We start from the raw sequence: 21,122 nt of genomic DNA, 5'->3' as shown, positions 1-21,122 counted from the left end.
AAATGAGCCCGCACCGGGAACGACGCTGTTCCGGTGCGGGCTTCATTGCCTGCGGCCGAATGGCTTCGCACACCGGCTGACGACCGGTGTGCGGGTTTTGGGATTCTTCGAGAGTAACCGCATGACCAGCAGGTAACCGAGAGCTGACGTGTACGTTCTCTCACAGGACCGATAAGGGAATCGATTCAGATGGCGAATTCTCTTTTGTTGAAGACATGAAGAAAGCCCGAGGCCGGGAGCCTCGGGCTTTCAAACTGTGACCTGCGTAACTATCAGTTGGGCGAGATCCACTGGCCGGTGCCGGAGTCGATGCGCGCGACGCCCTCCAGCGTCTGCGTGCCGGCGGCGCCCCAGGCGGCGTCGTCGGCCGGGTCGCCGAGCTGCTGCTCGCCACCGGGGTCCAGCAGTCCACTCGAGACCTCGGTCCACTGGCCGGGGCCGCTGTGCTCGAACGTCGTGGTCGTGCCGTCCGCGTCGGTCTGCACCGCGATGTCCGCTTCGCCGTCGCTGTCCTTGTCGGTGAACGCGATCGTGCCGCCGCTCTTCGTCTCGACGATGGCGGTGTCGTTGTGCCCGTCGTGGTCGGTGTCGATCGTGGCGGCGCCGGCGTCGACCTCGCCGTCCGGCATGTCCGCGTGGATGTGGCCGCCGGAGCTGTCGTCGTGACCGCCCGTGCCCGAGTCGTCGTGGCCGCCGTCGCCGCTCTGCACCCATTCGCCGCTGGCCTCGTCGTAGACGGCCTGCTCGACGACGTGCCCGGTGTCGTCCAGCACCGCGTACTGGTCTGCTTCACCATCGTGGTTCGTGTCGATGAAGGCCTGGGCGGTGCCGTCGTCGTGCTCGACGATCGCGGTGTCGTTGACGCCGTCCTCGTTCACGTCGTAGTTGACCTCGGCCTGGTACTCCTGGCCGTCGACGTGGACGGTCATCGCCTCGGCGCCGCCGGCATCGGTGTCGCTGCCACCGCTCTCGTCGACCCACATGGGAACTTCCCCCTTTGAACCGGGTAATGCCGTCTCTGACCTGCTGTCGGAGGGTATGACTCACCGTAGGCCCGTTCGGTTCCGCTCCACAACCGGACGGGCGATCAGGCCGTCTTGTCCCGCAGTGCCCGGATCCGCGTCAGGAAGGTTTCGGCCCGCTCACGGCCGTCGCTGACCTCTTTGAGCCGCTTCGACACGATCGCGATCTTCTTGGCGCGCTCCTGGGCGCCCATTTTGATCGTCTTGTCGACTTCCTTCAGGTCGGCCTCGATCGCGTCGATGCGTCGGCCCAGCGCTTCGTCCAGCGCCATCGACAGCTGCTGCTCGGCCTCGATGAGCTGCTCGGCGACGAGCTGGTCGAGCGTCGAGCGGGCGTCCGCGATGGCCTCGACCAGCCACTGCTTCATGTGCTGCTTGTCGGCGGCGTGCTTGCGCGTGCGGGCCATCCACCAGCCGGCGCCGAGGCCGATGATGATCGTCGCGGGCAGCACGACGGGGTTGAGGATCGCGACGCCGGCCAGCGGCAGCGCGGCCACCTTGCCGGCGCCGACGCCGCCCGAGATGCCCATGAACACGAGCAGCTTGTCCTCGGCCGTCGGCGGTTTCTTGTCCGGCGGGCGCAGCACGACCGGCGGGCCGCCGGCCCGGGCGAACTGCGCGCGGATGACGTCGAGCTCCTCGGCGGAGAACAGCTCCGACAGCGAGACGTTGGTGACCTGGTTCAGGCGCTGGGAGAGCAGCATCGAGATCCGCTGCGACGTCGTCTGCAGCGCGATGTCGACCTGCTGCGGCAGCGCGGCCAGCTCGTCGCGCTTCGCCGCGTCGATCAGCTGGCGGAAGTGGGTCTGCGCGTCGCGCATCTGCCTGCTGCTTTCGTGCAGGACCTCGACGCGCGTGCGCTGTACCTCGCCACGCAGCTTCAGCTGCCAGCCGCGGGTCGAGGTCCGGCGTTCGGCCTGCAGCCGGTCACGGCGATCGCGCAGCTGCTCGGCCTCGGCCTCGCCCGCGGACAGCGCCCGGCTCTCGGCCTGCAGCTTCGCCTTCAGTTCGCCCAGCGCGCTGGAGAGCGCGCGCAGCGTGTTCGCCTCGCCGAGCATGGCCGACCGGCCGACGAGGAGTTCCTGCAGCGCCGTCTGCACCGCGGCGACGCCGGACTTCTCCCGCAGCATCGCGGCCATCTGCTCGTTGGGCGCCTTCGCCGCCGTCTCGAACATCCGCGCCGACACCGGGTGGAACACCGAGTCGGCGAAGCGCGGCGCGTAGTCGCGCAGCAGCTGCCGGTCGGCCTCCATGACTTCGCGCCAGCCGCGGAACATGTCCACCTTGGTCAGCGCGAACACCACGGTCTCGACGCGCTCGCCGACGTCGCGCAGGAACTGCAGCTCGGTGGAGGTGAACGGCGCCGACGCGTCCACGACGAACAGCAGCGCGGTCGCGCCCGCGGCGGCTTCCTTGGCGAGCTCGCCGTGCATCGAGTCGAGCCCGCCGACGCCCGGGGTGTCGACCAGCGAAAGCCGTTCGAGCAGCGGCACCGGCCCGGTGACCTCGACGTACCGCGGCGGGATCTGGCCGGCCGGCAGCTCGTGCGCGGCGGAGACCCAGTTGATCAGCTGGCCGAGCTCGATCGGCACCGGCGCGAGCTGGCCGGGGTAGCAGGCCTGCGCGCCCCACGCGTCGGCGTGGTCGAACACCAGGTAGGTCGCGGTGGCGACGTCGGCGTCCACAGGGGACAGTCCCGGCGTCGCGAGCAGCGCGTTGACCAGGGAGCTCTTCCCGCGGTTCGTCTCGCCGACCACCACGACGGCCGGCTTCTTCGGGCGGGCCCGCCGGACCGCGTCGACCCATTTGGCGGCGTCCGGGTCGGCGTCGCGGACGACGGTCAGCAGCTGCTCTCGCGCCGCCGCGACCTGCGCGGGCAGGCTCGGCGCGGTGGGTGCGCTCACGGGGTCTTCTTCGCGTAGACGGTGACGATCGGGGGCCGCAGCAGCCGGTCGTGGTCGGCGAACCCGGTGACCTCGGTTTCGGCGACGAAACCGTCGAGCGCCGGGTCTTCGGTGGGGATCGCGCCGCCGGCCTCGTGGCGGGCCGGGTCGAACCGCTGACCGTCCGGCCGCAGCGCTTGGACGCCGATGGCGGCGAGCCCTTCTTCGAGCCGTTGGACGACGCCGCCGCTGCGCGCGCGATCCAGCGCGTAGAGGCACATCTGGATCAGCGCGTGACGATCCGCGAGCGCGCGCTCCAGATCGGTGACCTGCTGCAAGGGGTGCACATCGGTGTCCGACGCACCTTCGGCGGCGCCGGTTCCCTTTTCGGCGCCGCCGATGCTCACCGCCGCGATCTGGCCGGTGGGGGTGTCGTCCGGATCGACGGATCCGTCCTTGCGGAACCACGCCATGAGCACCACCCCGTCCTCGTTGCGCCAGATTCCACCAGTTTGGCCGACTCAGGCGCCGGCCGGGGGCGAAACGGGACGAAGGAACCGGACCAGGATCGTCCGGAGGATCGCTTGCTCCGCCGGGAGATCGAGGTCCGGGTCGAGGCCGGCCCGCGAGATCATCGCGTCGATCAGCCCGGCGACCCAGCCGGCGGCCGCGCGCGGGGCGACGCCGGGGTCGATCAGCCCGGCGTCGGCGGCCCGCTCGACCAGCACGGCCAAGCCGTCGCGCAGGGCGCCGTCGTTGCGCTGGATCAGCCCGGCGAACTCGTCGTCGCGGGCGGCCTGCGCCGCGGCCTCCAGGACCAGCCGGGCGACGGCGGGGTGCGCGAGCTGGCCGGCCAGCTCGGTGACGACGTCGAGCAGCGCGGCCCACGGATCCTCCGCCGTCGCCGCGGTTTCGAGGCGTTCGGCCGTCTCGACGGCCTCGTCGGTGAAGATCGCCGTGAACATCGCGCGCTTGTTCGGGAAGTAGTGGAAGAGGCTGCCGGAGCTGATGCCGGCGGCCCGGCAGATGTCCGCCGTCGTCGTCCGCTCGAAGCCCTTCTCGGCGAAGCAGCCGGCGGCGGCGTCGACGATCGAGGCACGCTTGGCCGCGTGCTTGGCCGGGTCGACCGTCCTCATCGCTCGACCGGCGGCTCGTCGCGCCACGGGTAGCCGTGCTCGGCGAAGGCGGGCGCCAGCTCGTGGTTGCGCAGGTCGGTCTTCTCGCGAGCGATCTCCCGGCCGTCGGTCGTGCGCAGGACGAGCTCCTTGCCGTCGAGGTAGACGGCTTCGAGGTCGGCCTCGATGCGGCGGGTCTTGTCGCCGCGGACGAGCGCGACCCGGGTCGGCGACACCGTGACGACCAGGCGCTCGACCGCCCAGACCACGGCGAACACCAGCCCGAGGACGAGCCCGCCGGCGACCGCGGCGAGCGTCGCCCACGGCTGCGGCAGCTTCGTGAGGACCTTGAACACGCCCTGGAACGGGAAGGCGTCGAGTCCGCTGACCCACGCGGCAATCGCCCAGACGCCCACGCCGAGGGCGCCGCCGGCCAGCGGGCAGCCGATCCAGGACGCGGTGCGCAGCCACGACGGCTCGTCGACGGTCGTCTCCATGCCGCCTATTATTAGACCGCGTGCTCGGTTTATGAAAGCCGGGGCTCAGACCAGCTGGTCGATCACCTTGCGGAGCACGGCTTCGAGGCCGGGGCCGTCCTCGGCGAGCCGGGACGAGACGAGCAGCTGGTCCTCGGCCGTGCGCAGCCAGATCGACCCGGCGACGGAGATCTCGATGACGTTCAGCCGGAACGGGTACGCCCGCCGCCCCAGCCGCACCTCGGCCTCGCGCACCAGCTGGCCGAGCCGCTCGCCGGCCACGATCTGGCGGCGGTAGAAGCCGGGTGCCCACGGCGTGCCGCCCGACGGCTCACCCGCGCCGCGCAGGGCGGGGCCGCGCGCGTTGGCGAAGTGACGGGCCGCGACCGGACCGAAAGTCTCGAGCGCCTGCCGCATCGCCGACCCCTGCGCGAGCGCGGGCCTGCCGTAGCGGGAGCGCGGGCTGCGCGGGTCCGGGTCCTCACGGTTGCGGAGGAAGGCCAGGAGGTCGGTCCACCAGTCGGCCCACTGCGCCTGGACGGCCGCGCGGTCGACCCCGGCCGGGACGTGCACCGGGACCTGCGGCTCCACGGGCGGCAGCACCTGTCCTTCGGAAACGGACAGGGCCAGGGCGTCACGGATGTACAGCGCGACGTCGATCTCGTTCTCGCTGCTCCAGCCGGCTCGCCAGGATGTCGTGTTTTCTAGGCGCACGCCTCAACAGTACGCGGAAAGGGCGTCTACCAGCGGAAGTCGGCAAGCAGAAACAAACTCACGCTTCCCGGAGCAGTTGCCACATCAAGAAGTAGGCACGGTGCACGACGTGCGCTACGCGGCTCTGCGCCGGCGTCGCACCGAAGGACGCGAAGGACCGCCACCAGCCCGCGCGTTCGAGGGCGTGCGCGGCCAGCTCCGGCCGTGGTGCGCCGGGTTTGCCCAGCTGCGCGCCGATGTCGGCGTTGCTGCCCACCCGCAGCACCTCCTCCGACAGGTCCTCCGGCATGTCGACCGCGCCGGAGGCGACCAGCGTCAGCGCTTCGAGCAGCCGCAGCTGGTGGGCCTCGGGCTTGGCGAGCAGCACCTCGATGGCGTCGTGGACGCGCTGGCGTTCGCCCGGGTCGCCCGAGGCGTGCGCGAGCGCGGTGACCGACGCCAGCGCCGCGGCCGCCTTGATGCCGTCGGCGCGAGCGGCGAACACGATCGACAGCCGCTGCCGCACCGCTTCCAGCCCGGACGCGTCGAGCAGCGAGCGCCGCAGCGCGCCCGCCGTGAGCTCCGGTTCCTTGCGGATGGCCTCGACGGCGTGCGAGATGCCGAACAGGTCGAGCTTCTCCAGCAGCCGCAGCCGGGTGCCCGACGGGACGTCGCACTCCCAGCTGGTGAAGATGTCGGCCGAGATCAGCATGGTCTGCAGGACGTCGTCGTCGAGGTCGGCGAGCTGCCGCAGCGCCTCGGCGTCGGCGGAGGTGAAGCCGCCGGACTCGGCGGACTCGGCGATCAGCCCGATCACCGGCAGCACGTCGGCGACGCGCGGCTTCAACGTCGACGCCTGCTTCTCCGACAGGATCGTCGCGGCCTTCCAGATGTCGCCGTCGGCGCCTTCGACCGACTCCGGCGCGATGGTGTCGGCCTTGTTGAGCACGGCGATGGCGTTGACCGGGCCGGCCTCGCGGCTCGCGGTGGCCGCGGTGAAGGCGGCGAGGGCCTGCTGGTCGTCGGCGCGAACGCCCTGGGTGACGACGTAGAGCACGGCTTCGGCACCGGCGACGGCGTTGCGCGAGGTGTCGTCGAGTTCGTCGGAGCCTTCGTCGTCTTCGTCTTTGCGGTGCTTCGCGGCGCCCAGGAGCTGCTCGGTGCGAGACACCGAAGCGGCGTCGAGCGAACCGAGGCCGGGGGTGTCGATCACCGTCATGCCCTGGAGGACGGCGTTGGTCAGGTACGCCTCGATGTGCGACACCGTGGTGATGTCGACGCCCAGCTCCGCCGGGATCATCCCGTCGGCGGCGAAGGGGAGCACCTGCTTGCGGCCGTCGGTGAAGACGATCTCGACGCGGTCGACCGTGCCGTACTGGAAGCGGGTCACCAGCCGCGTGCACTCGCCGATGTCGGTCGGCGCGACCCGGCGCCCGATCAGCGCGTTGACCAGCGTGGACTTGCCCGACTTGATCCGCCCGGCGACGGCCACCTGCAGCGGCGCGCCGAGCCGGCGCAGCACCTCCGCGAAGCCGGCCGCGGTGCGCGCGGAGACCTGCGACTGCAGGCGGTGACACAGGTTGGCCACCGACATCGACAGCGGACCCGCGAGCCGGCCCTGCTCCGGTGACGTCACGGCCCCCAGCCCTCCCGTCGTAGGCGACAACCCCCTGAATCGTGCCATGCACGTCATCCGGAGGTCGCACCGAAGGTGGTACCGACGACCGACGCGCGTTCGCCGCCCCGCGACCTAGTGTTGTCTGGTGCGACGGCTGAGTCTCTGGATGCGTGCCCACCCCATGGCGGGCGACACGGTGCTCGCCGTCCTGCTCGGCCTGGTCGACATGCTGCTGTTCGTCGCCGACGGCTTCGCCGAGCTGCCGGAGCTGCCGCCCTGGTACATCGCCGTGCCGGTGAACATCGCCATGGTGGCGCCGCTGGTGTTCCGGCGGAAGTCACCGCTGTGGTCGGCCTACGTCGTGCTGGTCGTCAGCATCGTGCACGCGACGCTGACGCTCGGCATCGGCAGCGTCGCCGGGCTGGCGATGAGCATCTACTCGGTCGTCGTCTACGCCGGGCGCCGGCAGGGGTTGATCTTCGTCGGCGCGGTCGTCGTGTCGTCGGCCGTGCAGCTGGCGCTGGGCCCGGCCGACGAGCTCGTCATCTCGGTGCTGTTCCTCGCGTTCGGCATCGCCCTGTGCTGGACGCTCGGCGAGTTCGTCGGCGCCCGGCGCGCCTACGACGTGGAAGTGGAGGCCCGGTTGCACCTGCTCGAAACCGAACGGGACCAGGCCACCCGGATCGCGGTGGCCGAGGAACGCGGGCGGATCGCGCGAGAGCTGCACGACGTCGTCGCGCACGCGGTGAGCGTCATGGTGGTGCAGGCCGACGGCGCGTCGTACGCGATCGAGAGCAACCCCGAGCTCGCTCAGCGGGCCCTGCAAACGATTTCCGAGACCGGCCGCGGCGCGCTCGGCGAGCTGCGGCGCCTGCTCGACGTGCTCCGCAGCGACGACGCCGACGGCGAGCCCCGCGTCCCCCAGCCGGACGCGCACGCCCTCGCCGAGCTGGCCGACCGGATGCGCACGGCCGGGGTGCCGGTGGAGCTGGAGACCGACGACCTCGGCGACCTGCCCGCGGGCGTCTCGCTGGGGATCTACCGGATCGTCCAGGAGTCGCTGACGAACACGCTCAAGCACGCCGGCCGCGGCGCGACCGCGGCAGTGCGGGTGCACCGCACCGGCGACCTGGTGGAGGTGCTGGTGTCCGACGACGGCGCGGGCCGAATCCCGCAGCTGGCCGCGACCGTTTCTTCCCAGCGGCTCCCGGGCGGGAACGGCCTGATCGGCATGCGCGAACGCGCGCACGTGTACGGCGGGACCCTGGACGTGGGCCCGGCTCCGGACGGTGGGTGGCAGGTCCGCGCGGCCCTGCCGGTTAGGTTGGACAAGTGATCCGTGTCGTGGTCGTCGACGACCAGGAACTGATGCGCGTCGGGTTCCGGATGGTGCTGGGCGCGCAGGCCGACATCGACGTCGTCGGCGAGGCCGGCGACGGCGCGCAGGCCATCCGGATGGCCGAGGAGCTGCGCCCCGACGTCGTGCTGATGGACGTCCGGATGCCGGTGCTCGACGGCGTCGAGGCGACGAAGCAGATCGTCGCCGCCGGCACCGCGCGCGTGCTGGTGATGACGACGTTCGACCTCGACGAGTACGTCTACTCGGCGTTGCAGGGTGGCGCGAGCGGCTTCCTGCTCAAGGACACCCAGCCCGGCCACCTCGTGTCGGCGCTGCGAGCGGTCGCCTCGGGCGACGCGGTGGTTTCGCCGTCGGTGACCCGCCGGCTGCTCGACCGCTTCGTCGGCACGGGTGGCGCGCCGATGCGCGACACGGCGGAACTCGACGTGCTCACCGACCGCGAGCGCGAGGTGCTCGTGCTGATCGCCAAGGGCATGTCGAACCTGGAGATCGCGGAGTCGCTGTTCCTCTCGGAGGCGACGGTGAAGACGCACGTCGGGCGGATCCTGGCGAAGCTGGAGCTGCGGGACCGGGTGCAGGCGGTGGTGCTGGCCTACGAAACCGGTCTCGCGCGCCCCGGCTTGGCTTAGCGGAAGGCGTCCGGCGGGGTGGTCGCCGGGTCCTTGCCCGCGTTGCGGACCTCGGTGATCCAGCGGCCGAAGTCCGGGCGGTCGCCGTCGATGTCCGTGTAGCCGTACTCCTTCATCAGCGTCCAGGACGCCAGCGTCTGGCCCGCGAAGCGCGCGACGTCGCTGTCCTGCGCCAGCGCCGCGACACCGCGCGCGAGGAGGTACGGCGTCTCGGAGATCTTGAAGTCGACCGGCGCGATCTTGCCGACCGCGTCACGCCAGTTGTCCTCGGTCACCTCGAAGACGTCGAGCATCGACTCCGAGCGCAGGAAACCCGGCGTGACCGCGAGCCCCACGCAGTCGTTCTTCTTCAGCTCCACGCCCAGCGCCCGGCCGAGCGCGCGGATGCCGCACTTCGCCAGGTAGTAGGGGAGACCCGCGCCGACGTAATCGTCGTTGTCGCCGTCGGTCACCTCGAGCACGAGCCCGCGGCGGGCCACCACCAGCGGCAGCAGCTTGTGCAGCGCGATGAGGTGGGTGTCCAGCGCGTTGTGCGTCAGGTTCAGCGCGTCCTCCAGGGGCGTCTCCCAGAACGGCGCGTCGAAGTGGAAGAACATGTCGCCGCCCCAGACGTCGTCGACCAGGATGTCGATTCCGTCCACTTCGGACTCGATGCGCGCCTTCAACGCGTCCACATCGGACACCGACGTGAAGTCGCAGCGGACGACCACCGCGCGACCGCCGGCCGCCTCGACCAGTTCGCCCGTCTCTTCGATCGTTTCCGGGCGCTTCAGCGGCGACGCCGTTTCGCGCGTGGTACGGCCGGTGACGTACACCGTCGCGCCCGCGCGGCCCAGCTCCACCGCGATCGCCCGTCCGCAGCCCCGGGTCGCCCCCGTGACCACCGCGACCTTGCCTTCCAAGCTCATGCGTCCTCCCGTCCCCGCCACGCGGACAGCACCGCGTCGACGTCCTCCGCCAGCCGGTCGGCCAGCCGCCCGTGCGGCCGGATCGACCAGTCGATCGACACCCCGTTGATGATTCCGAGCACCGCCCGTGCGGCCCGCGGCACGCTCGGTGCGTGCGGCAACGCGGAAGCCGCCGCCCGCACCAGCCGCCGCAGCTCTTCCTCGACCGCCGTGAAGTGCTCGCCCAGCAGCGACCGCAGCACCGGGTCGCCGATGTCCACGCCGAGCTGGCCCAGGTGGTTCGCCGCCTCTTCGGCGTCACCCAGCACCGCGTAGACCGACACCGCCGCGGCGCGCAGGCCGTCGACCGGGTCGGCCGCCCGCTCGGCGCATTCGCGCATCTGCTCGACGGCCCGCTGGGTGTTCCGCCGGCTGACGGCCTGCAGCAGGCCGCTCTTCGAGCCGAAACGCTGTGCGACCGTGCCGACCGAGACCTCGGCCTCCTCGGCCACTTGGGCGAGGGTGAAACCGGGGCCGCAGCGGCCGATCGCGGTCTCCGCCGCACCCAGCAGCCGCTCGTCGGTGATGCTCTTCGGCCGGGCCATGGCATTATTGAACCACAGTTCATTAATTACCGCGAATCAGGGTCACCTCAGGGTCATCACCCATCGCGCATCGGCCGAAGAGCCAGCAAGGTACTACTCAGGTAGGGGGCCCGGTTCGGTCTCCAGGGTGACGCGCGAACCGGCTCCGACCCGCGACGATGAACACGTCGTAAGCGAGGGGCGGAAGAGGAGCAGTCATGATCGAGGCAACCGGCCTCACCAAGCGGTACGGAAAGACACTGGCGGTGAACAACCTGTCGTTCTCCGTGGCCGCGGGTCAGGTCACCGGCTTCCTCGGCCCGAACGGGGCGGGCAAGTCCACCACCATGCGCATGATCCTCGGCCTGGACAACCCCACGGGCGGCCAGGTCACCATCGGGGGCAAGAAGTACCACCAGCTCAAGGAACCGCTGCGCACCGTCGGCGCGCTGCTCGACGCGAAGTGGGTGCACCCCAACCGCTCGGCGCGCGCCCACCTGCAGTGGATGGCGAAGTCCAACCGCATCCCGGTGAGCCGCGTCGACGAGGTGCTCGGCACCGTCGGCCTCACGAACGTCGCGGGCAAGCGCGCCGGCGGGTTCTCGCTCGGCATGTCGCAGCGGCTCGGCATCGCGGCCGCCCTGCTCGGCGACCCCGAGGTGCTGCTGTTCGACGAGCCGGTGAACGGCCTGGACCCCGAGGGCATCCTCTGGATCCGGAAGTTCATGCACCGGCTGGCCGAAGAGGGCCGGACCGTCTTCGTGTCGAGCCACCTGCTTTCGGAAATGGCGCTGACCGCGAGCAACCTCGTGGTGATCGGCCGCGGGCAGCTGATCTCGCAGTCCTCCACCGAAGACTTCGTCTCCCGCGCCGCGGAGAACACCGTCAAGGTGCGCTCGCCGCAGCTGGCCGAGCTGCGTGAGGTCCTGCAGCGCGCCAGCGCCGGGGTCGCCGAGGAGGGGAACGCGCTCGTGGTGTCCGGGATGGACAGCGACAAGATCGGCGAGATCGCCGCGTCGAACCGGATCGTGCTGCACGAGCTGAGCCCGCAGACCGGCTCGCTCGAGCAGGCCTTCATGCAGATCACCGGCGACTCCGTCGAGTACCACACCGGTCTCGACGCCGAGGCGCAGCACGTGCTCGAGTCCGCCAAGTAACGGGGAAACCAAGATCATGAACCTGCTCGCGGTAGAACGCATCAAGCTGTTCTCCACTCGATCGCCGTGGTGGTGCGCGCTCATCACCCTGGCCCTGACCATCGGCTTCGCCGCCATCATCGCCGGCGCGACACCGTCCGACTCGCAGCTCACGCTGCCCGCCACCCAGTTCGGCGGCTCCCAGTTCGGCATCGCCGTCGTCATGGTGCTCGCCGCGCTCGCGGTGACCACCGAATACCGGTTCAACACCATCCGCACCACGTTCCAGGCCGTGCCGCACCGCTCGCCGGCGCTGATCGCCAAGGCGGTCGTCGTCGCGCTCGTGGCCCTGGTCATCGGTGAGATCGCCGCATTCGGCGCGCTGGGTCTCGGCATGCTCATGCGGCCGGACGACAACCTCGGCCTGCACACCGCGCAGGACTGGATGAACGTCGCCGGCCTCGGCCCGGTGTTCGCCATCAGCGCCGTGCTCGCCGTCGCACTCGGGATCCTCATCCGGCACAGCGCCGGTGCCATCGCCCTGCTGCTCATCTACTACTTGGCCGTAGAGGAGCTGGTGCAGCTGATCCCGAAGATCGGCGCCCACATCCACGAGTGGATGCCGTTCAACGTGGCGAACAAGTTCCTGCGCGGCTCCGCGGTCGTCGACGGCCCCGCGCCGTCGGACTCGCCGCTGAGCCCGGGCTGGGCGCTGGCGTACTTCGCCGGCATCGCCATCGTGTTCCTGCTCGTCGCGCTCGGGGTCGCGAAGAAGCGGGACGCCTAGGGGGAACAAGGGGAAAACGGGAATCCGGGTCGCGCTGTCGGGGGGCGACCCGGATTCCCGTTTCTCGGTAGGCTCCCCCGGACGGGACAGGGGAGCGCATGATCGAAGCGAACGCACTGACCAAGCGGTACGGCGCCACCACCGCGGTCACCGAGCTGACGTTCACCGCGCGGTCGGGGCGCGTCACCGGCTTCCTCGGCCCGAACGGCGCCGGCAAGTCCACGACCATGCGGCTGATCCTCGGCCTCGACTCGCCCGACGCGGGCACGGCGCTCGTCGACGGCGTCCCGTACCGGCAGCTGGAAGATCCACTCAGGACGGTCGGCGCGATGCTGGACGCCACCTGGCGCCACCCCGGCCGCAGCGGTCGCGACCACCTCCGCTGGCTGGCCGCGACCAACGGCCTCCCCGACAAGCGCGTCGACGAGGTGCTGGCACTGGTCGGGCTGACGAGCGCCGCCGGCCGCCGCGCCGGGCAGTACTCGCTCGGCATGCTGCAACGGCTCGGGATCGCCTGCACGCTGCTCGGCGACCCGCGGGTGCTGCTGTTCGACGAGCCGGTGAACGGGCTCGACCCCGAAGGCATGGCCTGGATCCGGCAGCTGCTGCACACGCTGGCCGCGGAGGGCCGGACCGTGTTCGTCTCCAGCCACCTGCTGCCCGAGATGGCGCAGACCGCGCAGGACCTGGTCGTGATCGGCCGGGGCCGGCTGATCTACCAGGGCACGATGGACGACTTCGTGGCGCAGACGAGTGAACACGGGGTACGCGTGCGCACGCCCCACACGGACGAGCTGCGGGCCGCGCTGACCGGGCAGGCGGAGTTCACCGAAGACGGCGGCGCCTTCGTGGTGTCCGGACTGGACAGTGACCGGATCGGGCAGCTCGCCTTCGACGCCGGGGCGACGCTGCACGAGCTGAGCCCGATCACCGGCTCGCTCGAGCAGGCCTACCTCGACCTCACCCGCGACGCCGTCGAGTTCGCGATGCCTGCCGCGTCTCCCTCGGAGGCCACCCGATGATCACCAATCTGCTCCGCGCCGAGCGCATCAAGCTCTTCAGCACCCGGGCGCCGTGGTGGTGCCTGGCGCTCGCGTTCGCCGCGCCGCTCGGCTTCACCGCGCTGTTCTTCGCGCTGGCCGGGCCGGAGATCCCGCCGACGGTCGGCAACACCCAGCTCGCGAGCGGCAACGGCCGGACCGTGCTGGTCGTCCTCGCGATCCTCGCGACGGCGTCGGAGTTCAACTGGGGCACGATGCGGCTGACGTTCCAGGCCGTGCCGGGCCGGGTGCCCGCGCTGCTGGCGAAGGTCGTGGTCATCGGCGCGGTCGGCGCCGGGCTCGGGCTGCTCGTCGGCTTCGGCTCGTGGGGCCTGGCGACGCTGGTGAACCCGGACGCCGACCTCGCGCTGCACTCGGGCGCGGAGTGGCGCTCGGTGCTCGGGCAGAGCCTGGTGTTCCTCCTCGCCGCGGTGGCCGGCGTCGGCGTCGCCCTGCTGCTGCGCAGCGTCGCCTTCGCCCTGACCGCGGTGCTCGTGTGGACGCAGGTGCTCGAAGGCGTGGTGGTCTTCATCCCCGGCGCCGGCAAGCACATCTACCAGTGGATGCCGTTCCACGCGGCCGACCAGTTCGTCGGGGCCGGCGGGTTCGGCGGGGGTGCGCTGCAGCTGCCCCCGGCCCCGCTCGGCCCGTGGGGCTACCTCGGTTACTTCGCGGCGATCTGCGTTGCACTGTTCGTGGCCGGGGTGCTCGTCACGGCACGGCGCGACGCCTGAGCGTGACCGTCATCTCATTACTGCAAAAAACTGCGTTAAGAGAAGATGAAGAGCCTGTGGCTTCTCTCACAGGCACCGGACATAATGCTATGACCAGGCAATATTCGTAAGAGAACGCACCGGAACCGTCTGAACTCCCCTCTGGAGGTGAATCTTGACGGTGGACACCGGGCAAGAATTGGGTGGCACGATTCCCCGGGCTCGCGTCGAAGACGACGCGCCCCGGCTCGAACCCATGCTGGACCTCGAATGGTCGCGGGCGATCGATCTCCCGCAGGCCGCCCTGGCGGCGACGACGCCGGCCGAACTCCGCCGCGCGTGGGTGCACCGCGCGCCCGAAGACCGGGTCCTGGCCCTGTTCCGCGCCTCGGCCGGGATGGCGGGGCAGGTCCCCGCGCCGTGGTGGCTGCGGGCGGTGGCCGACGGCACCCTCGATTCGCGGGAACAGGGTTTCCGCGTCGAGGACCGCATCGCGCAGCTGCTCGGCCGGCGGCCGGGGTGGGAATTCGTCCCGTGGGCGGCGGACGGCGAATCCGGCTACTGGGAGTTCATACCGTCCGAACGCGGGAAATCGGGACACGCGATTCCCACGACGGTGATGAACACCGACCGGCACCCCGGCTGGATCGACGTCCTGCCGGCGCACAACGGGCGCACGCCGGACCCGATCGCGATCGCCGGGCTCGCGGGGCTGCGGTCTCGTCTCGGGGAGCTCGAAGCCGTTCGTTAATCCATCCATGCCCCCACCACCACCCTCAACGGAGGCGCTGCGCACCCAGCTACATTCCGTCCGTGGAAAATCAAGACCAGCCCCGGCCGCGCAGCGTCGTCAGTTACGTGAAGCGCGGCGGCCGGATGACCGTCGGGCAGCAACGCGCGTGGGACGAACTGTGGCCGGAAGTGGGCCGCACCGTCGGTGAGCTGCCCGACGGAAAACTGGACTTCACCGCGTGGTTCGGCCGTGAGGCGCCGGTCCTGGTCGAGATCGGCTCCGGCATGGGCGAGACGACGTCGCAGCTGGCCGCCGCCGCGCCGGAGCTGAACTACGTCGCGGTCGAGGTCTACGACCCGGGTCTCGGGCAGCTGATGCTGCGCGCCGAAAAACTGGGCGTCGAGAACCTGCGGCTGCTGCACGGCGACGCCGTCATCCTGCTGACCGAGCACGTCGAGCCGGGGACGCTGCACGGCGTCCGGCTGTTCTTCCCGGACCCGTGGCCGAAGAAGAAGCACCACAAGCGGCGGATCGTGTCGCCGTCGTTCGCCGCGCTCGTGGCGTCGCGGCTCGCGCCCGGCGGCACCTTCCACCTGGCGACCGACTGGGAGAACTACGCCGAGCAGATGCTCGAGGTCTGCTCGGCCGAGCCGGCCCTGCGCAACCGCTACGCGGACGAGCCGGGTGGCTGGGCGCCGCGGCCCGAGTGGCGGCCGGTGACGAAGTTCGAGCAGCGCGCCGATATCGAAGGCCGTATTTCCCACGATTTGATCTTTGAGAAACGCTGAAGGGGACCCTCCCCGGATCCCCGCGGAGAAAGGTCCCCTTCAGCTCACTACCCCCGGTGCTCGCCCCTCCCCCGACAGAGGGGCGAACGTCCTATTCCTCGGCCAGCGGCTCGGCCTGGACCCGCTTGAGGGCGGGTGTGCAGACCGACGCGCCGAGCAGGGCCACCCCGACCCCGAGCACCACCGGCGCCAGGAGCCACGGGCTCAGCACGATCCCGCGTGGGTCGACCATGCTGTAGAGCCCAACACCGACCAGTACCCCGACGATTCCCGCGCCGATGGTGGCGACCAGCGCGGGCAGCGCGGCCTCCATCCGCAGCGCCCTCGCCAGCACCCGCACCGGCGTGCCGGCGGCCATCAGCGCCCCGAACGTCCGGCGGCGGTCCATCACCGAGCCCGCGGTCGCGACCGCGGCACTGCACCCGGCCAGGATCCCCGCCGCGACCAGCCCGATCACCGTGACGCGGCGCAGGTCGCCGAGCTCGGTCTGCTGGTTGTACAGGTACTGGTCGCGGCTGCCGACCTCCGCGCCGGCGGCCGGCCCGGCCAGCGCCGTCCGGACGACCTCGCGGTTCGCGTCGGTGGTCGGCGCGACCACGGTGACGTACTTCGGTGTGACGCCCTCCGGCACCGCGGCCGGGTCGATGATGAGCGAACCCGAGAGGTCGGAGTCGGGGAAGTGGACGGCTTCCACCCGCGTGCCCGACAGCGGGGCCACGCCCGGCGTGTCGTATTCGGTGGTGAGCTTGTACTGCGCCAGGTCGAGCGCCGAGTCGCTGTAGATCGCCGGCCCGCCGGCACACATCTCCGGCGTGATCCCGAACCGCGTCAGCTTGACCGCGTCCGCACAGCCCATGACCAGGCCCCGCTGGACCGTGCGGTTCCCGCCGTCGCCCTTGGCGAGGTAGATCTCGCCGACGGCGACGGCCTTTTCCGGCTGGCCGTACTTCTGCAGGGACGCGTTGGCCTGGCCGACGATGGTGCCCGCGTGCTGGGCGTCGGTGTCGACGTAGAGCACGGAGTCCTGGAAAGATCGCCCGCCGCCGGCCATCGACTCGAACGTCGGCAGCAGCGTCAGCGCCATCGACCCGGCGAACACCGCGAGCACGATCCCGGCGGACGCCCGGTAGGCGCTCTTCGGGTCGTCACGCAGGCGGCGCCCGGCGAGCAGCGAGGACGGCCGGCGCCAGATCCGGACGAACGTGCCGCCCACCGCCGACGTCACCCACGGCCCGACGATCGCGGCCGAGCCGACCAGCAGGAACAGTCCCGCCATGACCATCGTGATGCCGCCGGAGTCCTTCGCCGTCGTCACCGCGACGAGGAAGAACAGCCCGGCCGCCGGCAGGGCCAGCAGCCGCCACCAGTGCAGGGGTTTCTTCGTGTGGCCGCCGGTCGCGAACAGCGGGTTCTTGAGCACGCGGCGCAGGCCGAGGATCCCGGCCAGGACCACGAGCACCGGGATGGCCACGACGATGAACACCGTCAGGCCGACCGGCAGCGCGAAGTCGGACGCGAGCCAGGTACCGCCGGCCCACGGCACGAACGACGCGAGACCGCGCAGGGCCGGGCTCAGCACCAGGCCGAGCACCGCGCCGATGCCCGCGGACAACGTCGTCTCGGCGGCCACCATGTTCGTGACCTGCCCCGGCGTCGCCCCCGCCAGCCGGATCGCGGCGAGCCGCCGCTCACGCCGGGCCGCCGTCAGCCGCGCCGACGACGCGACCAGCACCAGGCTCGGCACCAGCAGCACGATGATCCCGACCCAGGACAGCAGCATCAGCAGGGCGTCCGGCCTCGCCTTCCCACCAGGGAAGCCCGCGATCGAGTAGGCGTTCTCCGGCATCGCGTCGGGCGTGTGCCCGACGAGCGCGACGAGCTGCTCCGGGAACCGGAGGCCGTCCTCGCCGAGCGCGCCGACGGGCTTGCCGAACCGGTCGCCGAGCTGGTCGGCCGGGTGGCCCTGCAGCAGCCGGCCGAGCGCCGGCGACACGACGGTCTCACCCGGTCCCGGCAGCTGCGGCACCCCCGCCGGCAGCGGGATGGACCCGGGCGTCGCGCCGCCGGTCAGCGCGACGTCGACGCGCATGATCTGCTGCCCGTCGAAGTAGTCCTTCGACGAGTTGAACAGCATCTTGGCCGGGGTGTCGGAGCCGCGGCTGTAGAACTGTTCGCCCTGCCAGAGGGCGCGCTGCTCGCGGTGCTGCGTGGCGAACGGCAGCGTCGCCAGCAACAGCACCAGCCCGGTCGCGACGGCCACCCCGATCGCGGTGAGGATCGCCGACGTCCGGGTCCGCCGGTCGACCTTCAGCACCCGCAGGGCGATCTGGAGCGAGTTCACGCCGCCTGCCTCGTCGCGATCAGGCCGTCGCGGATCGCGACGGTCTTCGGCATCGACTCGGCCAGCTCGCGGTCGTGGGTCACCACGAGCACCGCGGCACCCGTCTCGTGGGCGGCGCCGAGCAGGGCGTCCATCGTGTCGCGGCCGGTGCGCGTGTCGAGCGCGCCGGTCGGCTCGTCGGCGAAGATCACCTTCGGCCGGTGGGTCAGCGCCCGCGCGATCGCGACGCGCTGGGCCTCGCCGCCGGACAGCTCGCCCGGGCGGCGGCGCTCCTTGCCGGCCAGGCCGAGGCGCGACAGCCACTGGCGGCCGGCGTCGATGGCTTCCTTGCGGCCGAGCCCGGCCAGCAGCGACGGCAGCGCGACGTTCTCTTCGGCCGACAGCTCCGCGACCAGCATCCCCGACTGGAAGACGAAGCCGAACTCGGTGCGGCGCAGCTCGCTGCGCTTCTTCTCGCCGAGGTGGTCGATCCGCTGCCCGGCCAGGAAGATCTGCCCGTCGTCGGCCCGGAGGATCCCGGCCAGGACGTGCAGCAGCGACGTCTTGCCGGAGCCGGACGGCCCGACGATGGCGACGGCGTCGCCCGGCTGGATGTCGATGTCGATGCCGGCCAGGGCGTACTGCGCGCCGTAGCGCTTCACCAGCCCGCGGCCGGACAACACCGGTCCGTTCGTCCACTGTGGAGTGTTCGGGTCCACGAGGTTCTCCCTGTCGGTTCGGATCTTGATGCCGATGAGCTTCGCGGAGATCGAGGGGTGTCCACTTCGGGCAGACGGCCAGTCACGCGTGGTGCCGCATCGGCCGATCGGCCGAGGGAGCGCGAGCCACTCGGCCAAGGTGCGAACGGGGGCGGATCCTCTAACGTCACGTTGTGACCGCCGCGCCCCCGCCGAACAACCTCTACGCACGTACCGCCGCCCTGGTGCGGCGCATCGGCGTCCCCTCGGCCGTCCTGTTCGCCGCCCTGCTCTTCGACGTCGTCTTCACGACCCAGGCGGCGCTCGACGACAACGGCCCGAAGTTCGTCGACTTCGGGCTGCTCCCCGGCATGTTCGCGATGACGGCGTGCGCGGTGTGGGCCCAGAAGCGCGCGGCCGTCGCCGGGGTGACCGGCGCCGCCGTGCTGGTGTTCTCGACCCTCTTCATCCACGCGTTCCACGTCCCGCCCTACTCCAGCGTGCTGCCGAAGGTGACCATCACCGAGGTCGTGGCCGGGGTGCAGATGGTCTACTACGTGACCCGCCGGGCGCGGGCCGGCGTGGCGTTCTGCGTGGTCAGCGTCCTGGTCGTCGGGGGGCTCGTCGCTGTCTTCGGCCGGTACGCGGGCGTCAGCGACATCGACGGGGGCACGGCTTCCCAGGGGTTGCTGTTCGGCCTGCTGCTGCTCGCCGGGCCGCTGGTGCCCGCCATCGCGGCCCGCGACCGCAGCCCGAAGGCCGATCCGCGGGCGCGGCGGCTGCAGCGGGTGAACGAGCTGGCCATGGGGCAGTGGCCGTTGATCGGACTGCTCGGGTTCGCGCTGATCTTCGAGTTCGGCTACACGTACTCGAGCAACGCCCGCGGGTTCCCGATCCTGTTCTGCTCGCTCGTCGCGGCCGTCATCGCGGTGCTGTCCCCGCGGCGGCCGGCGGACGCGCTCCTCGGCATCGGCGGGATCCTGCTCGTCTCGGCGCTCGTCACGCCGTTCCTGCACCTGCGCTACGACTACCCGATGCCGGGTGGCGTGCCGTTCGTGCAGGTCATCGCCGCGATGGGCGTGATCGTCAACCTGACCCGCGCCCGCGGGCTGAGCCAGTCGTGGCCGCGGATCGGCCTGCTCGCGGCCGTCGTCGCGCTCGGCGCGATCCTCAACTCGGACAAGCCCCGGGGCCTGCAGAGCGACCCCCAGACCCTCGCCATCCTGGCCTTCGCCGCGGCGCTGCTGCTCGGCATCTCGATCGCCGTCGGCCTGATGCTGCGGTCGCGGGACTCCGAGCGCACCACGGTCGTCCAGTCGGCGGTGGCCGACGCGCAGACCGCCGAGCGGATGGCGCTGGCGCGCGAGCTGCACGACGTCGTCGCCCACCACGTCACCGGGATCGTGGTGCAGGCGCAGGCCGCGCGGCTGATGGCCGAGAAGGACCCGCAGATCGCGGTCGAGGCGATGGGCCGGATCGAAAACGCCGGCGTGGAGGCACTCGCGGCGATGCGGCGGCTGGTCCGCTCGATGCGCGGCGACGCGCCGGCCGGGTCGAGCGAGTTCAGCGAGCAGGCCACCACGGATCTCGGCGCCGACCTCCGGAAGCTGGTCGAGGGCGCCAACCACGGCGTGCCGACGTCGATGCACCTCGAGCTGCCGCCGGACCTGCCGCACGAGGTCGGCCGCTCGGCGCTGCGGCTGGTCCAGGAGTCGCTGACGAACGTCGGCAAGCACGCCTCCGACGCGACCGACGCGTTCGTGCTGGCCGAAGTGAGCGGCTCCGAACTGCACCTGCGGGTGACGGACAACGGGCACGAGACGGCGCGACGGCCCGCCGGCGGGTCGGGCGGCTACGGTCTGGTCGGGATGCGCGAGCGCGTCGCACTGCTCAAAGGACGGCTGTCGGCCGGGCGTGGCCCGGACGGTGGCTGGCGGGTCGAAGCGTGGCTGCCGCTGGCCGCCGGGGAAGGGGACGAGTGATCCGGGTACTGATCGCCGACGACCAGGAGATGGTGCGGATGGGCTTCCGCATGATCCTGGACGCCCAAGACGACATCGAGGTCGTCGCCGACGTCGCGGACGGCGTCTCGGCCGTCTCGAAGGCCCGCGAGCTGCGCCCGGACGTCTGCCTGCTCGACATCCGCATGCCCGGCCTCGACGGGCTCGAGGTCACCCGGCAGCTGGCCGGCCCGGACGTGAACGACCCGCTGAAGGTGGTCGTGGTCACCACGTTCGACCTCGACGAGTACGTGCACACGGCGTTGCGCAACGGCGCCCACGGCTTCCTGCTCAAGGACGCGGGCCCGGCGCTGCTGATCGAGGCGGTCCGCGCGGCCGACCGCGGGGACGCGCTGGTCTCGCCGCAGATCACCATCCGGCTGCTCAAGCACTTCGACGGCGGCTCGGCCCGGTCGCAGGCGGCGCCCCCTTCGGAGCCGCTGACCGCCCGGGAGATGGACGTCGTCAAGGCGGCGGCGAGCGGGCTGACGAACACCGAGATCGGCGCGGAGCTGTTCCTGTCGCTGTCCACGGTGAAGACGCACCTGGCGTCCGTGCAGGGCAAGATCGGCGCGCGCAACCGCGTGGAAATCGCCGCTTGGGCGTGGCGGAGTGGAGTCGTCTCGTAATCGAGGGTGCG

Annotated in this window: 21 protein-coding genes; 10 read left to right on the top strand and 11 right to left on the bottom strand. The window is 71.3% G+C overall.

The window, feature by feature from the left end; genetic code table 11:
• Positions 1-272 precede the first annotated feature (272 nt).
• From AB0N03_RS29065 to AB0N03_RS29035, 7 genes are all read right to left on the bottom strand, one after another.
• On the bottom strand, positions 273-983 hold the full coding sequence (locus tag AB0N03_RS29065; RefSeq protein WP_364377950.1) for a hypothetical protein: 711 nt from the start codon (positions 981-983) through the stop codon (positions 273-275).
• Positions 984-1,087: 104 nt separating this feature from the next.
• Complete coding sequence (locus AB0N03_RS29060; protein WP_364377948.1) at positions 1,088-2,926, bottom strand: dynamin family protein; 1,839 nt, start codon at positions 2,924-2,926, stop codon at positions 1,088-1,090.
• Complete coding sequence (grpE, locus tag AB0N03_RS29055) at positions 2,923-3,378, bottom strand: nucleotide exchange factor GrpE (protein WP_364377947.1); 456 nt, start codon at positions 3,376-3,378, stop codon at positions 2,923-2,925. The genes AB0N03_RS29060 and grpE overlap by 4 nt, the downstream gene beginning before the upstream one ends.
• Before the next feature lie 48 nt (positions 3,379-3,426).
• Positions 3,427-4,041 (bottom strand): TetR/AcrR family transcriptional regulator, encoded by a 615-nt coding sequence (locus tag AB0N03_RS29050; protein ID WP_364377945.1) that lies wholly within the window; start codon positions 4,039-4,041, stop codon positions 3,427-3,429.
• Entirely contained in the window at positions 4,038-4,517 is a 480-nt protein-coding gene (locus AB0N03_RS29045) for a hypothetical protein (protein WP_364377943.1), read from the bottom strand. Before AB0N03_RS29045 ends, AB0N03_RS29050 begins: the two co-directional genes overlap by 4 nt.
• Before the next feature lie 45 nt (positions 4,518-4,562).
• Positions 4,563-5,210 (bottom strand): hypothetical protein, encoded by a 648-nt coding sequence (locus AB0N03_RS29040; RefSeq protein ID WP_364377941.1) that lies wholly within the window; start codon positions 5,208-5,210, stop codon positions 4,563-4,565.
• A 58-nt stretch (positions 5,211-5,268) separates the two neighbouring features.
• Positions 5,269-6,873 carry a dynamin family protein gene (locus AB0N03_RS29035; protein WP_364377939.1) on the bottom strand — a complete coding sequence of 535 codons (1,605 nt, stop codon included), beginning with the start codon at positions 6,871-6,873 and terminating at the stop codon, positions 5,269-5,271.
• A gap of 115 nt (positions 6,874-6,988) precedes the next feature.
• Here AB0N03_RS29035 and AB0N03_RS29030 point away from each other — a divergent pair, with 115 nt between their 5' ends.
• Both AB0N03_RS29030 and AB0N03_RS29025 read left to right on the top strand, forming a co-directional pair.
• A complete protein-coding gene (locus AB0N03_RS29030) occupies positions 6,989-8,143 on the top strand; it encodes a sensor histidine kinase (RefSeq protein WP_364377988.1) in 1,155 nt (384 codons plus the stop codon).
• The gene (locus AB0N03_RS29025; RefSeq protein ID WP_364377937.1) at positions 8,140-8,796 is read left to right on the top strand and encodes a response regulator transcription factor; all 657 of its coding nucleotides are present in this window, start codon (positions 8,140-8,142) and stop codon (positions 8,794-8,796) included. Before AB0N03_RS29030 ends, AB0N03_RS29025 begins: the two co-directional genes overlap by 4 nt.
• Here the strand turns inward: AB0N03_RS29025 and AB0N03_RS29020 are convergent.
• Positions 8,793-9,704 carry an SDR family NAD(P)-dependent oxidoreductase gene (locus AB0N03_RS29020; protein WP_364377935.1) on the bottom strand — a complete coding sequence of 304 codons (912 nt, stop codon included), beginning with the start codon at positions 9,702-9,704 and terminating at the stop codon, positions 8,793-8,795. The genes AB0N03_RS29025 and AB0N03_RS29020 overlap by 4 nt on opposite strands.
• Positions 9,701-10,288 (bottom strand): TetR family transcriptional regulator, encoded by a 588-nt coding sequence (locus AB0N03_RS29015; protein ID WP_364377933.1) that lies wholly within the window; start codon positions 10,286-10,288, stop codon positions 9,701-9,703. The genes AB0N03_RS29020 and AB0N03_RS29015 overlap by 4 nt, the downstream gene beginning before the upstream one ends.
• Positions 10,289-10,485: 197 nt before the next feature.
• Here AB0N03_RS29015 and AB0N03_RS29010 point away from each other — a divergent pair, with 197 nt between their 5' ends.
• The 6 genes from AB0N03_RS29010 (at position 10,486) to trmB (ending at position 15,464) form a co-directional block, all read left to right on the top strand.
• On the top strand, positions 10,486-11,424 hold the full coding sequence (locus AB0N03_RS29010) for an ABC transporter ATP-binding protein (protein WP_364377931.1): 939 nt from the start codon (positions 10,486-10,488) through the stop codon (positions 11,422-11,424).
• A 16-nt stretch (positions 11,425-11,440) separates the two neighbouring features.
• Entirely contained in the window at positions 11,441-12,190 is a 750-nt protein-coding gene (locus tag AB0N03_RS29005) for an ABC transporter permease (protein ID WP_364377929.1), read from the top strand.
• 98 nt (positions 12,191-12,288) lie between these two features.
• Complete coding sequence (locus AB0N03_RS29000) at positions 12,289-13,212, top strand: ATP-binding cassette domain-containing protein (RefSeq protein WP_364377926.1); 924 nt, start codon at positions 12,289-12,291, stop codon at positions 13,210-13,212.
• A complete protein-coding gene (locus tag AB0N03_RS28995; protein WP_364377924.1) occupies positions 13,209-13,964 on the top strand; it encodes a hypothetical protein in 756 nt (251 codons plus the stop codon). The genes AB0N03_RS29000 and AB0N03_RS28995 overlap by 4 nt, the downstream gene beginning before the upstream one ends.
• A 178-nt stretch (positions 13,965-14,142) precedes the next feature.
• Positions 14,143-14,694 (top strand): hypothetical protein, encoded by a 552-nt coding sequence (locus tag AB0N03_RS28990; RefSeq protein ID WP_364377986.1) that lies wholly within the window; start codon positions 14,143-14,145, stop codon positions 14,692-14,694.
• Positions 14,695-14,756: 62 nt separating this feature from the next.
• The gene (gene trmB / locus AB0N03_RS28985) at positions 14,757-15,464 is read left to right on the top strand and encodes a tRNA (guanosine(46)-N7)-methyltransferase TrmB (RefSeq protein ID WP_364377923.1); all 708 of its coding nucleotides are present in this window, start codon (positions 14,757-14,759) and stop codon (positions 15,462-15,464) included.
• A 91-nt stretch (positions 15,465-15,555) separates the two neighbouring features.
• Here the strand turns inward: trmB and AB0N03_RS28980 are convergent, their stop codons facing one another.
• Both AB0N03_RS28980 and AB0N03_RS28975 read right to left on the bottom strand, forming a co-directional pair.
• Positions 15,556-17,805 (bottom strand): ABC transporter permease, encoded by a 2,250-nt coding sequence (locus AB0N03_RS28980; RefSeq protein WP_364377921.1) that lies wholly within the window; start codon positions 17,803-17,805, stop codon positions 15,556-15,558.
• Positions 17,802-18,503: an ABC transporter ATP-binding protein gene (locus AB0N03_RS28975; protein WP_364377919.1), complete on the bottom strand. Its 702-nt coding sequence runs from the start codon at positions 18,501-18,503 to the stop codon at positions 17,802-17,804. Before AB0N03_RS28975 ends, AB0N03_RS28980 begins: the two co-directional genes overlap by 4 nt.
• A 173-nt stretch (positions 18,504-18,676) precedes the next feature.
• Here AB0N03_RS28975 and AB0N03_RS28970 point away from each other — a divergent pair, with 173 nt between their 5' ends.
• Positions 18,677-20,464, top strand: coding sequence for a histidine kinase (locus AB0N03_RS28970; RefSeq protein ID WP_364377917.1), 1,788 nt, complete (start codon positions 18,677-18,679; stop codon positions 20,462-20,464).
• Positions 20,461-21,111 carry a response regulator transcription factor gene (locus AB0N03_RS28965; RefSeq protein ID WP_364377915.1) on the top strand — a complete coding sequence of 217 codons (651 nt, stop codon included), beginning with the start codon at positions 20,461-20,463 and terminating at the stop codon, positions 21,109-21,111. Before AB0N03_RS28970 ends, AB0N03_RS28965 begins: the two co-directional genes overlap by 4 nt.
• The last annotated feature ends 11 nt before the right edge of the window (positions 21,112-21,122 follow it).

Origin of the sequence: Amycolatopsis sp. NPDC051061 (assembly GCF_040682935.1) — a bacterium.
Classification (GTDB): Bacteria; Actinomycetota; Actinomycetes; order Mycobacteriales; family Pseudonocardiaceae; genus Amycolatopsis.
Note: the sequence above shows the minus strand (reverse complement) of the source record. Positions and strands in the feature narration are given on the sequence as shown.

Bases quoted from the DNA above. Each gene is read 5' to 3' on its own strand.
- AB0N03_RS29045 (WP_364377943.1), bottom strand. From the start codon at position 4,517: ATGGAGACGACCGTCGACGAGCCGTCGTGGCTGCGCACCGCGTCCTGG.
- AB0N03_RS29065 (WP_364377950.1), bottom strand. From the start codon at position 983: ATGTGGGTCGACGAGAGCGGTGGCAGCGACACCGATGCCGGCGGCGCC.
- AB0N03_RS29035 (WP_364377939.1), bottom strand. From the start codon at position 6,873: ATGGCACGATTCAGGGGGTTGTCGCCTACGACGGGAGGGCTGGGGGCC.
- AB0N03_RS29050 (WP_364377945.1), bottom strand. From the start codon at position 4,041: ATGAGGACGGTCGACCCGGCCAAGCACGCGGCCAAGCGTGCCTCGATC.
- AB0N03_RS29030 (WP_364377988.1), top strand. From the start codon at position 6,989: ATGGCGGGCGACACGGTGCTCGCCGTCCTGCTCGGCCTGGTCGACATG.
- AB0N03_RS29020 (WP_364377935.1), bottom strand. From the start codon at position 9,704: ATGAGCTTGGAAGGCAAGGTCGCGGTGGTCACGGGGGCGACCCGGGGC.
- AB0N03_RS28995 (WP_364377924.1), top strand. From the start codon at position 13,209: ATGATCACCAATCTGCTCCGCGCCGAGCGCATCAAGCTCTTCAGCACC.
- AB0N03_RS29010 (WP_364377931.1), top strand. From the start codon at position 10,486: ATGATCGAGGCAACCGGCCTCACCAAGCGGTACGGAAAGACACTGGCG.
- AB0N03_RS29005 (WP_364377929.1), top strand. From the start codon at position 11,441: ATGAACCTGCTCGCGGTAGAACGCATCAAGCTGTTCTCCACTCGATCG.
- AB0N03_RS29000 (WP_364377926.1), top strand. From the start codon at position 12,289: ATGATCGAAGCGAACGCACTGACCAAGCGGTACGGCGCCACCACCGCG.
- AB0N03_RS29015 (WP_364377933.1), bottom strand. From the start codon at position 10,288: ATGGCCCGGCCGAAGAGCATCACCGACGAGCGGCTGCTGGGTGCGGCG.
- grpE (WP_364377947.1), bottom strand. From the start codon at position 3,378: ATGGCGTGGTTCCGCAAGGACGGATCCGTCGATCCGGACGACACCCCC.